Annotated in this window: 13 protein-coding genes and 1 tRNA gene; 11 read left to right on the top strand and 3 right to left on the bottom strand. The window is 31.4% G+C overall.

Going from position 1 to position 11368, the window contains the following annotated elements; all coding sequences use genetic code 11:
• Window positions 1-217: 217 nt before the first annotated feature.
• The 11 genes from AABI72_RS04865 to AABI72_RS04815 all read left to right on the top strand — a co-directional run bounded on the left by AABI72_RS04865 (window position 218) and on the right by AABI72_RS04815 (window position 7516).
• Entirely contained in the window at window positions 218-469 is a 252-nt protein-coding gene (locus AABI72_RS04865) for a hypothetical protein (protein ID WP_338364968.1), read from the top strand.
• A 143-nt stretch (window positions 470-612) separates the two neighbouring features.
• Window positions 613-753: a hypothetical protein gene (locus AABI72_RS04860; RefSeq protein ID WP_338364966.1), complete on the top strand. Its 141-nt coding sequence runs from the start codon at window positions 613-615 to the stop codon at window positions 751-753.
• Window positions 754-1328: 575 nt separating this feature from the next.
• Entirely contained in the window at window positions 1329-2282 is a 954-nt protein-coding gene (lipA, locus tag AABI72_RS04855; RefSeq protein ID WP_338364973.1) for a lipoyl synthase, read from the top strand.
• Complete coding sequence (locus tag AABI72_RS04850; RefSeq protein ID WP_338364965.1) at window positions 2242-2475, top strand: DUF167 domain-containing protein; 234 nt, start codon at window positions 2242-2244, stop codon at window positions 2473-2475. Before lipA ends, AABI72_RS04850 begins: the two co-directional genes overlap by 41 nt.
• Window positions 2476-2641: 166 nt before the next feature.
• Entirely contained in the window at window positions 2642-3181 is a 540-nt protein-coding gene (gene nuoE / locus AABI72_RS04845) for an NADH-quinone oxidoreductase subunit NuoE (protein WP_338364964.1), read from the top strand.
• A complete protein-coding gene (locus AABI72_RS04840) occupies window positions 3171-4571 on the top strand; it encodes a UDP-N-acetylmuramoyl-tripeptide--D-alanyl-D-alanine ligase (RefSeq protein WP_338364963.1) in 1401 nt (466 codons plus the stop codon). The genes nuoE and AABI72_RS04840 overlap by 11 nt, the downstream gene beginning before the upstream one ends.
• Window positions 4572-4574: 3 nt before the next feature.
• Window positions 4575-5294: a DNA repair protein RecO gene (gene recO / locus AABI72_RS04835; protein ID WP_338364962.1), complete on the top strand. Its 720-nt coding sequence runs from the start codon at window positions 4575-4577 to the stop codon at window positions 5292-5294.
• A gap of 93 nt (window positions 5295-5387) precedes the next feature.
• Window positions 5388-5528 carry a hypothetical protein gene (locus AABI72_RS04830; protein ID WP_338364960.1) on the top strand — a complete coding sequence of 47 codons (141 nt, stop codon included), beginning with the start codon at window positions 5388-5390 and terminating at the stop codon, window positions 5526-5528.
• Window positions 5518-6501, top strand: a complete 984-nt coding sequence (locus AABI72_RS04825; protein ID WP_338364958.1) for a hypothetical protein — start codon at window positions 5518-5520, stop codon at window positions 6499-6501. Before AABI72_RS04830 ends, AABI72_RS04825 begins: the two co-directional genes overlap by 11 nt.
• Window positions 6502-6590: 89 nt before the next feature.
• Window positions 6591-6666, top strand: a tRNA-Val gene (locus AABI72_RS04820).
• Between the two features lie 109 nt (window positions 6667-6775).
• Window positions 6776-7516, top strand: a complete 741-nt coding sequence (locus tag AABI72_RS04815) for a hypothetical protein (protein WP_338364956.1) — start codon at window positions 6776-6778, stop codon at window positions 7514-7516.
• A gap of 52 nt (window positions 7517-7568) precedes the next feature.
• On the opposite strand, the gene AABI72_RS04810 is transcribed toward AABI72_RS04815, so the two are convergent.
• Genes AABI72_RS04810 through AABI72_RS04800 form a run of 3 tightly spaced genes read right to left on the bottom strand, consistent with a single transcriptional unit; the run spans window position 7569 to window position 11148 of the window.
• Window positions 7569-8456, bottom strand: a complete 888-nt coding sequence (locus tag AABI72_RS04810; RefSeq protein ID WP_338364954.1) for a tetratricopeptide repeat protein — start codon at window positions 8454-8456, stop codon at window positions 7569-7571.
• Window positions 8457-8465: 9 nt separating this feature from the next.
• On the bottom strand, window positions 8466-10199 hold the full coding sequence (gene argS, locus AABI72_RS04805) for an arginine--tRNA ligase (protein ID WP_338364952.1): 1734 nt from the start codon (window positions 10197-10199) through the stop codon (window positions 8466-8468).
• Between the two features lies 1 nt (window position 10200).
• Window positions 10201-11148 carry a beta-ketoacyl-ACP synthase III gene (locus AABI72_RS04800; RefSeq protein WP_338364950.1) on the bottom strand — a complete coding sequence of 316 codons (948 nt, stop codon included), beginning with the start codon at window positions 11146-11148 and terminating at the stop codon, window positions 10201-10203.
• Between the last annotated feature and the right edge of the window lie 220 nt (window positions 11149-11368).

The raw sequence follows: 11368 nt of genomic DNA, 5'->3' as shown, positions 1-11368 counted from the left end.
TGATTATTATACATTTTATGTGCTAAAAAAATTTAGTATAATTATGATTATAATTATAAATTATTTTAATATAATAAAAACACTAACAACAAATACAACCAGCATATAGCAATCACTACAAAAATATACTATGTAAAAATAAGCAACAAATCAGTATACTATTAGTATAATAAATCTTAGCATATTAAGAAGCTGAAGCAACAGGATTAGAACCAGTGTGAAGACTGAGGAACTAAAAACCCATCCAAAAATGTCCATGGCTGCCCATAAGCAAATCAAGAAATTTCCCCACTTAGATGGGATATTTGTAGACCCAGATGCCGAGAAAAAATTCTTCATCAAATATGAGGATGAGAAATTCCATCATACAGGAAGAATTGATTTTTATAGTCCTAAGTTTGCTACATTAATTGATTACAAGACAACATCTTATTCTGCTGCCACTAAAGGACTGTGGAGAAGGAAGTAGACAAAAGAATGTATCACCTGCAGATGGCATAGTATAAAATGCTGCTGGAGAAAAGTCATTGATCAGTCAAAGAAGTTTATCATATCGTGCAGAGCATGGCACCACCTTATCTTGTATCTGTATTTTCTTTTAGCTAGGAAAGCATGAAAATTGGCAATAAATTGGTTGGATCTGCCTTAGTCCAAATTGAATATTCTCTAGAGCAATTTAATCAAGTGCAGAAAATCTTCATTGAAGAGGAAGCATTGAGTCCATACCTGCATGGCTTTGAGGATATCGTTTGAGTTAGTTGTCCAAAGATTCTGGGCAACTAAAGGAGAACTACAAACTCTTTAATGAGAGCCAGCAAAAAGCATGTGAATAAAATCCAACTAGGGCTCACTCTTCCCATTTTTCCATCCTAGGTCTGTATACTAGTTGCATTATGCTATATATTTCAGTGTTATATCAAGGATGTTTAATTATAAACTATATTAATAAAATTAATTTATTTAAAAGCATGTATCCTGCAATGTATATAATTGTTGTTATTTCTATGAATATCATCTATCAAGGTGTTATCATTTTGTGTTACACAAAGTATTAATTTGCACTAACAATAAATTAAACAATTACAAACAAATCTCTAGTTACAAATTACAGTATTTAAAATACTAAGATAATAGGCAACAACTATATACTAGAAACCTATACAGAATAATGTAATCAATTGCAATTAACTGCATAGTTTATACTAATGAGCAAAATAAAAATATAATGCATAGTTAAATATTTACAAAATGTGAGTAAAATTTTAGCATAAACAAAAAGTGGTATTCGTTAAATGTCCGACAATCAAAATACCAGAAAACATTCGGAAATGGTATACAAACACAAGAACCTACCAAAAAATACTCATATAATACATAAACCAGAATGGTTAAAAATTAGAATATCACACAAACAAAAATTCTCTGAAACTAAGTCAATTGTTCAAGGATACAAAGTTCCAACTATATGTGAAGAGGCATTGTGCCCTAATATCACTGAATGTTGGCACAAAAAACATGCCTCCTTTATGATAATGGGAGCAATATGCACAAGATCTTGTGCATTTTGCAATGTCAACACTGGTGTTCCAAACACTCTATCACCAAATGAACCAAAAAGACTATCACAAGCAATTGCTGCAATGAATTTAAACCATGTTGTAATAACATCCGTTGATAGAGATGATCTTAATGATGGTGGTGCAGAACATTTTGCCAAATGCATTAAAGCTATCAGATTAGCAAATCCTAACACCACTATAGAAATTCTAACACCAGATTTCCGCAACAAAGACAATGCTTTAAAAGTTGTAGTTAAAGCTTCACCTGATATTTATAATCACAACATAGAAACTATACCACGATTACATCCACTTATCAGGCCAAGTGCAAGATACTTTCATTCACTCTATATTCTACGTGAGGTAAAAAATATTAATCCATGTATGCCAACAAAATCTGGTATAATGGTAGGCATGGGAGAAACAGTTGAGGAAATATCACAAACTATGGATGATATGCGAGCAGCAAAAATTGATTTTTTAACTATTGGACAGTACTTACAACCAACAAAATATCATTGGCCTATTGATAGATATGTAACTCCTAGTGAGTTTGATGACTATAAAATTATGGCACTATCAAAAGGATTTAAAATGGTTGCATCTGGTCCACTAGTTAGATCATCATATCACGCTGGCGAAGACTTTCAAAGATTAAAAAAACTACTAGCAAAAGAATATAATGACAAGTCAAAATATAATAACAGTTCATTTAAAACCTAATGCAAAAATAAATAAAGTCTCATCTATAGACAAAAATACAATGATAGTACATACAACAGCAGTACCAACAAACAATCAAGCAAACAATGCTATGATAAAAATCATATCAAAATTCCTTAAAATCCCACAATCAAACATAATAATTATGCTGGGTAGAAAGAATAGGATAAAAACTGTAGCAATAAAAAAATAAATTACAATACAATAAGAAATCAATAATTGTTAACATTTATGTTTAACAAAAAATAGTTTACCCTGCTATCTCAAAACAACAAAAATCAAACCAACAAATATTAATAGTCAAAACAATAAGAATAAATTATTCTGTATGCATAATCAGCATAATAAAATTTTGTAATATGTCTAAAGAAGAAGATGAGTTTTCCTTCAATGAATCTAATGCAAAAAAAGTGACTGAAATAATCGAAAGATATCCTAAATGCAATAAAAAAAGTGCAGTAATGCCATTACTACATATAGCACAAAAACAAAATAATGGTTGGCTGTCTAAATCTGCCATAAAGCATGTGGCATCAATACTAGAAATGCATTATAACAAAGTTTATGAACTTGTAAGTTTTTATTCTATGTACAATGACAAAGAAGTTGGCAGGCACCATATAAAAATATGCTCTACCATGCCATGCTGGCTCAATGGCTCAGCAAATATAGTAACTGCTTGCGAAAAAAAATTAAATATAAAAGCTGGTCAAACAACTAAAGATAAAATGTTTACAATAACAAAAACACAGTGTCTTGGTGCCTGTATTGATGCTCCTTTAATATCAATCAATGACAATTATATTGAAAAAGTTAGTCCAGAAAAAATAACATTACTAGTTGACAATATATATTATAAAAACTCAAGCACACAGAAAATAGAAAAAGATGAGAAATAATAATTTAATTTTTACCATTGCAACTGACAATCCTATTTTCAATGATTCAACACTATTTAATATAAAAAAAAATATAAATTTTAGCGGTATATCAATAGATAGCAGAACAATACAGTCCAATGAAATTTTTATTGCTCTAAAGGGTTCTAATTTTAATGGATCTGATTATGCTCAGCAAGCCATTGAAAATGGTGCATCGGCAGTTATTATTGATAAAAAAAATCCAGAAATTACAACTCCAATGATTGTAACAAACAATTGTTTTACTATGTTGCAAAATTTTGCACAATATCATAGACAGCTAAATAAAGGAAAATTCATTGCTGTAACTGGTAGTTTTGGCAAAACTACTACAAAAAACATGCTAAAAGAATCTTTAGCAGCCAGCAATATAAAAGTATATGCAACAAAAGACAATTTAAATAACCATATTGGTTTGCCATTAACTATAGCCAACAATCCCTTGGATACTAAATACAGTGTAATTGAAACAGCCATGAGCAGTGCAGGTGAAATAGACAGTAAAAGCAAGCTAGTAAAACCAGATATTGCAATTATTACTGGAGTTGGAATTACACATGGAGAAAACTTTAAGACAGCAGATGATATTGCATGCACAAAAGCAGAAGTATTCAATCATCTTAGTGAAGAAGGTATTGCAATAATTGGTGAATTTGGCTATAGCATAAAAAAAACTATAGAAATAGCAAAACTACATCCAAAAGTTAAAAAACTTATAACATATGGCTTTGCCATGCATAACGATATACAAATTATCTCACTGAAACCTGTAGACATAAATAACATGCTAGTTAGAGTAAGGTTGTTCAACAAGGAAATATCATATCAAACAGCAACACTAAATGAGTCAATAGCAATGAATTCACTAGCTCTACTTGCAGTTGCAGAAGCACAAAACCTAAATCTTGAGCCAATACTATTTGCAATACATAAATTCCAACCAACAATTGGCAGAGGAACTCTTTTTATAAAAAAATTACCCAATGGCATTGCTAATATAATAGATGAATCATATAACACAGGCCCAGAATCAATAGTAAATGGTATTAAGACACTATGCAATATGGCAGCTGTTAAAAAGGGAAGGAAAATTTTGGTTATTAGCAATTTAAGTGAATTTGGTCAATTTGAATCAACAGCATACAGCATGATTGGAGAATATATAAACAATGTTGATTTAGTATATCTAGTAGGTAAAAAATTTAAAAAATATATCCCAAAAAATATTGTGCATAAAATATTCAATAATGCTGAAGATATGGCAAATGGTTTAGCTAACATAATACAAAACAATGATAATATTTTGATAAAAGGTGCAAGAATAATGCAGCTTGATAAAGCAATAGATATTCTACTTAATCCTAGCTAATAAATGTTCATTGAGGATGAAGGACTGATTATTAATATTGTAAAATATGCTGACAACAAAAAAATTATAAAAGTATTTACTGCAAACAATGGCATGAGATCATTTGTAATTAGATTTAGCAAAAAAAATCATAACACTGCCCAAATAGGCAGTCTAATCAATATACAATGGCGCAACAATACAAAAAACTTAATCTTTGCTTTACATGAACAAAAACAATCTGCAATCCATAACATTATACAAAATTACCATGGCATTATTTTGCTCAATGCATTAATAGATATACTAAATACAACAATTGTAGAGCAAAATATTCACAGAGATTCTTTATACAAAAGTATAAAACAAATACTAAACAGTAATATAGACAATGATCATGATTACTATAAGCAATTGGTAAATTATTGTAATTTTGAGATAATTTTACTAAAAGACTCTGGATATGCATTAAGCCTAGATAAGTGTGCAGTTAGTGGTTCAACAACAGGATTAAAATATATATCACCTAAATCTGGGTGTGCAGTTACAGAAAAATTTGGTAGGCCATACAAGGATAAACTTTTTACATATCCAGTAATACTCCAAGGCATAGAAGCTGATGCTGATAATATCAAAGAAACCTTAATTATGCTGAGATATTTTATCACTAAGCAAATACTACAACCAAACAATAAGCAAATACCAAAAAATCGCTTAATACTTGAACAATTACTTGCAATATGATTGCTCTGTAGTTACTAAAAACACCATTAACAAAACCTAAATCATTAAATGCTAGATACTTATTTAACCTATTACATGTAAACCACAATTCCAATGAAAATAAAAATCCTGTCCAAGATTGCACATTTACTACTATTTAGCAACACAAATACAAATATACCTCCATCAAAAATGTTCAGTGATTTCCACAATTTTACTATCAAACATGGAAATGAGGAAGAAGATGTTCAGTGATTTCCACAATTTTATTACCAAATATGGGAATAAGGAAGAAAGGGATGAGTGGTCTGCACTTAATAATGAACAAGGGCCATATAAAATACATGGCAGAAAAAAAATATTTGCAGAACAATATAAGCGTGACATATATATAGGTAAATGCTATGGATCATCACTTGGTGCACAATATGTTACTCACTATACACCTGGGGACATTAGTAGGTATGGTGTTTATCAAATCCACAATAAACCATTACAACATGGTCCATTATTTCTCGACTTCCCTGATCTAGAAAATGAAAATGATTCTTTATTATTTGCATCCAGATTATTATCATCAAGCAAAGCTCCATTACAATATTGTGCGGTAAGTCGAAATCCAGATATAAGAACAAACATACTTGGCAACATGCATCATGATTGTCTAAATGATATTGTAAATGGAGTTTTTGAGCATACAAATTTACAGAAATCACATCCCACTCAAAGAATTATATTAAAAGGATTGGGTACTGGTGTTTATGAAGCAGTGTATGTCCTAAGAGCCATAGTTGAAAGATCTGCTGCTGAAAGAAAGCCATTACCACACATCACGCTAAAGCTTCATGATGTAGATAAAATAGCTAACATGAAAGTAAAAGATATAAACAACAAAAAACCAATGCAAGCAATCAAACAAATCTGCAAAGATATCAAAAAAACATTAAATGATCACTATAGTATAAAAGACAGCAAATCTGGCACAATAGAAACAGAGGTTGTTGGCCATAACAGCAGCAATGAAGCAAGCTTAATAAATGCCTTGGAAAATTTCAGCTATGTATATTCAACACAAAAACAAAACTTACATGGATCAGTACCGCAAAAATATAACATACTAAAACACATTAAATACTCAGCATACAACTCACCTGATTATACTACTGTAGACAATTTAGAAATACAAAATTCAAAACAACAACAATTAAATCTTAAATATCCTGAATAACAATCATACAACAAAAAACAACTTATTTTTATAATACATCTAACAATTCTTGATTATCTATGTTTATTTTACTATGATGTTTGTCTAAAGGGTGATTAGCTCAGCTGGTAGAGTGTCTCGTTTACACCGAGAGGGTCGGCAGTTCGAATCTGTCATCACCCACCACTATCATTAAATTATAAGTTATTTTAACTTAACAAAAAATAACTTTAGATATCTTTAACAAATTAAAAATATAATTATTAATCAATATAATAACCTTGGATTAATAATTATGACATATAAAAATAAAACTGCTCTAAGTATAGTAGAATTAGTAGTTGTATTAACAATTCTTGGCCTGTTAACAACTATCATAACTGCCAGTAAGGTACTAATACAACAAGCAAGAATACAATCTGCTATATCACAACTACTTAACGTTGAATCATCAATATACACTTTTCAATTAAGCTATGGATTTAAACCAGGCGACTTCCCAGATGCAATTTCATGGGGAACTGATATATGCAACCTAACTGGTGGCACTGATGGTCTCAATGGTAATGGTAATGGTAGAATATCAAATGATGAAACATCAGCAACAGCTGGATTCAATGATGCTATAGTAGAGTCATATGCAACTTGGTGTCATTTATATACCGCACAACTTACACCATATGATATTACACCATTAACCAATAAAAATACCATACCAGAACGCAATACCAATATTGCACCATCTGTACTAAATGATTCTGCAATACTGCACATAGCTTATGATTCTGATGAAAAGAAAAATGTAATATATATAGCAGAACCAACCTTAAACATGGATCCATTAAACTCAGCTCTCACACCATCTGAAGCAAATAGTATTGACAATAAATTAGATAACAAACGTGCAGATAGAGGAAGAATAATAGGCGTAAAAGGTGATGATGCTACTGAAGAATGTTTAAAATCTAACAACAAAAAATATGACCTCTCTGTCAATGAAAAAACCTGTTATATTAAATATGTACTAACACACTAATATTATCATCAGCACTTTTTAAGTGCTAAGATGTTTTGGATTAATAATCTATTTATAGGCCATTCTCTAAATTATGGAGGTTAACCCAGGCCTTATCATAGTGAATAATGCTCTGATTTAGGGCTTTATTCAAGAAAACACGTGCTAATTTCTCATCAGATGCCATAAGAGAGTATATGCCCATATTATTATAAAGCTCACGACCAGATAAATATTTACCAGCCATCTCTTCAGCTTTGTCAAATTTGCCCCCCATGCCATAAGCAAGTGCTAAATTCAAGCTTACTTGCTTTCTTAATTTATCACTCATTGTATGCTCACGCAAAATATACTCAAATTCTTCTATTCCCCTATCGGTATCACCAGACAACACTCTAGATAAGGCTATGTTGTTCATAATGCATGGATGATTGCCACCAATGTCCAATGCTCTGTTATAATAAAGATTAGCTTCTTCCATTTTATTTATAGATGCATATGCAATACCAATTGCATTTAAAATTTTCCAGCTATTGTCTATTATTTTTGGATTCTCAACAGCAGCATCAACAGCATGTAAAAAATCGCCCTTTTGAGTAAATGACAAAACTCTACCCTCTATTGCTTGGCTAGCAAATATTGGATCATCTACCAGACACTGATAGTGCAGCAAAGCAGCATCAAAATCACCAGCTAATCTTTTAGCATCAGCCAGCATAAATCTATAATTTTTATTATCAGGACTCATGCTCACAAGCTGAGAATAGATTGCTGATGCTTTTTCATAATCCTCAGTAATAAAAAAATCTTTAGCAGCAGCTTCCATATTGTCTGCAACTCCAGCTATTTGAATCTCACTAATTTCTGCATTCAATTCACCAGAATTAGCATTATTTACACCTATATTATAAGAACACCCTGTGCACAAAAAAACAATAAATAAAAGTAATAAACTCTTCATAGATCCTCTCTACATTGAATTCATTGGTTCTATACCTAAAACTTTAAGTCCTGATGCTAAAAGTGTTCTAGTAGCCATCACAAGCGCAAGTCTAGCACTGCTAATATCTTCATCATTCTTTACAGCAAAACGTAAACTATCATCATCTTTGCCAGCATTCCAAAGTGCATGTAAAGCTGTAGCAACATTATTCAAATAAATACAGATATAATGTGGTGCACATTTATTGGCAACTACATTTAATGTATATTCCCATAATGCCATTAAACGCATTAGAACCATTTCTTTATTGTTGGCTAACAATCCTAAATTTGCATTGCTAATTTTTATATTAGGAAACATATCTTGTATAATTGCTATTGCTGATGTACATCGTGCATGTGCATACTGTATGTAAAATAGTTGGTTATCTTTAGACTGCTCTTTAACTTTTTGGAAATCAAAATTCAAAATCTGAGCAGAATCAATTGACACCATATTAAATCTAACAATATCACAACCAACTTCTGCAACAACATCTCCAATGCGTAAAATCTTCCCACTTCTTTTTGACATCTTTACAGCAATACCATTATCATAAAAGTTTACTATATTATGAAACACAATGCTCAATTGTACATTGTCATTAGAAATAGCCTTAACAGCAGCAGAAATTCTTTTAACATAGCCATCATGATCCTTCCCAAGGCCAACAACCATTTTATTGAAACCTCTTTCATATTTATAGAAATGATATGCTATATCAACTGCAAAATAAGTCCAGCTACCATCAGCCTTTTGCAAAGATCTATCCTCAGAATCACCAAAATCTGAAGAATTGAAAAGCAGGCATTCATTTGGCTTCCAATCATCAAGCATCTTGCCTTTTGGTGCATTAGTTGTACCATGATAAACTAAATCTTTCTCTTGCAGAAATCCAACTACCTTTTCCACTAATCCTTTAGCACGCAAATCTGTCTCTGAGACAAACACATCATGATCAACTCTTAGCAGCTTTAAATCATCTTTTATACCTTGCATAATGTGTTGCAATGCAATCTTTGTGATTAAACTATTTCTTATTGATGCATCCATGCTAAGCAATGATCTAGAGTGCCTATTCTTAAGTATTGTTGCAATATCAACTATATAATCACCTGGATATTCATATACAAGACCACTAACATCCTCACCCATAAGCTCCATATATCTAATATAAATAGACCTAGACAAACTATCAATTTGAGACCCTGCATCATTTATATAAAATTCCTTTGTAACATTATATCCCAACTTAGAATAAACATTAGATAAGATATCACCTATTATTGCACCACGTGCATGACCTACATGCATTGGTCCAGTTGGATTGGCAGATACAAACTCCATATTCAAATCACCCAGATCTCCTTGTGCAACTGAATCAAAATCTGTAGCATTGTCATTAATAGTAGAAATAGATTTTGACAAAAATATTGATGAAAAAAACATATTCACAAATCCTGGTATTGCAGCTTCAACTTTCACAAATGCATGGTTACTACATAGCTTATCAGCAAACATCCTAGCAATATCTAATGGTTTTTTATGATTAATTTTAGCAAGTAAAAAAGCAATATTGGTTGCAAAATCACCATGCATAACTTCTTTGGTTGGCTCAATCAAAATATCTGTTTCAGCAACACCTAATGACAATAAACCATCTGATAACATCTCTTGCAATGAGCTGTATAATATACTTCTAGTAATATGTAAAATATTCATGCTACCACTCAAAAAGTAATGAACCCCAAGACAAACCTCCACCTATTGCAGAACATGCTATTGTATCTCCTCTATGGAAAAAATTTGCCTTATTGGCATAATCAAGTGCCAATGGTATTGATGCAGCAGAAGTATTTGCATGCTCTGCTACAGTTACAATACATTTTTCCAATGGCAACTTAACTCTATTACGCACTGAATCTATAATTCTAACATTAGCTTGATGGGGCACAAACCAATCAACATCCTCAATCTTCTTATTAGCATTGTCAAGCACATCCAATAAAGAAGATGATAATTTTTCTACTGCATGCCTAAAAACAGCTCCGCCATTCATGGCTAGCTTACCAACAAAATTATTTTTTATTGGTGTATATAATATGTCAGACAAAGCTCCATCAGAATGTATATCTAAAAAAAAATTTGAATCAATGCTCTTTGTACATTGAAACAAAACAGCACCAGCACCATCACCAAACAATACACAGGTTGTACGATCATTCCAATCAATTATACTGGACATTCTCTCAGATCCTATAACTAATACATTTTTAAAAATACCAGCATTAATATATGCAACCACCAATGAAACAGCAAATATAAAACCTGCACATACAGCCTGCACATCAAATGCTGGACATGTACACCCCAAAGAATTCTGCACATAAACTGCACAAGCAGGAAATACACCAGAGTTAGTTGTAGTTGCAACTACTATAAGATCAACATCTTTAGGGACAATATCTGCTGAATCTAATGCACTGCGTGCAGCCTCTATTGCCATATACTCAGTAGTTTCCTGTGCATTAGCAATGTGTCTATATTTTATGCCAGTATGGCTCACAATCCATTCATCACTAGTTTCCAATGTTTTGAAAATCTTACTGCAGTTATCAAAACGATTTACAGGCAGATATGAGCCAGTTCCAGTAAGTTTAATTCCAGACATTAAGTGCACAATCCAATTCAGTTATAAAGATAACATGTGGAACAACTGCAATCAAAATAACATGTGAGCATCTGTGAATCAACCACTAAAGTCAGCAATACAAATATTTTTATTTTAAAACACAAAACAAAAAATACTAACAGCTTTTTATTAAAAATAAAAATTTTAATAAAATTTAATCAACACAATTCACATACTTGACTAAATTATGTTTAATTAT

The organism is Candidatus Xenohaliotis californiensis (genome assembly GCF_963930935.1).
GTDB lineage: Bacteria > Pseudomonadota > Alphaproteobacteria > Rickettsiales > CAWVOK01 > Xenohaliotis > Xenohaliotis californiensis.
Note: the sequence above shows the minus strand (reverse complement) of the source record. Positions and strands in the feature narration are given on the sequence as shown.

Bases quoted from the DNA above. Each gene is read 5' to 3' on its own strand.
- AABI72_RS04860 (WP_338364966.1), top strand. From the start codon at position 613: ATGAAAATTGGCAATAAATTGGTTGGATCTGCCTTAGTCCAAATTGAA.
- lipA (WP_338364973.1), top strand. From the start codon at position 1,329: ATGGTATACAAACACAAGAACCTACCAAAAAATACTCATATAATACAT.
- AABI72_RS04850 (WP_338364965.1), top strand. From the start codon at position 2,242: ATGACAAGTCAAAATATAATAACAGTTCATTTAAAACCTAATGCAAAA.
- nuoE (WP_338364964.1), top strand. From the start codon at position 2,642: ATGTCTAAAGAAGAAGATGAGTTTTCCTTCAATGAATCTAATGCAAAA.
- AABI72_RS04840 (WP_338364963.1), top strand. From the start codon at position 3,171: ATGAGAAATAATAATTTAATTTTTACCATTGCAACTGACAATCCTATT.
- recO (WP_338364962.1), top strand. From the start codon at position 4,575: ATGTTCATTGAGGATGAAGGACTGATTATTAATATTGTAAAATATGCT.
- AABI72_RS04830 (WP_338364960.1), top strand. From the start codon at position 5,388: ATGAAAATAAAAATCCTGTCCAAGATTGCACATTTACTACTATTTAGC.
- AABI72_RS04825 (WP_338364958.1), top strand. From the start codon at position 5,518: ATGTTCAGTGATTTCCACAATTTTATTACCAAATATGGGAATAAGGAA.
- AABI72_RS04815 (WP_338364956.1), top strand. From the start codon at position 6,776: ATGACATATAAAAATAAAACTGCTCTAAGTATAGTAGAATTAGTAGTT.
- AABI72_RS04810 (WP_338364954.1), bottom strand. From the start codon at position 8,456: ATGAAGAGTTTATTACTTTTATTTATTGTTTTTTTGTGCACAGGGTGT.
- argS (WP_338364952.1), bottom strand. From the start codon at position 10,199: ATGAATATTTTACATATTACTAGAAGTATATTATACAGCTCATTGCAA.
- AABI72_RS04800 (WP_338364950.1), bottom strand. From the start codon at position 11,148: ATGTCTGGAATTAAACTTACTGGAACTGGCTCATATCTGCCTGTAAAT.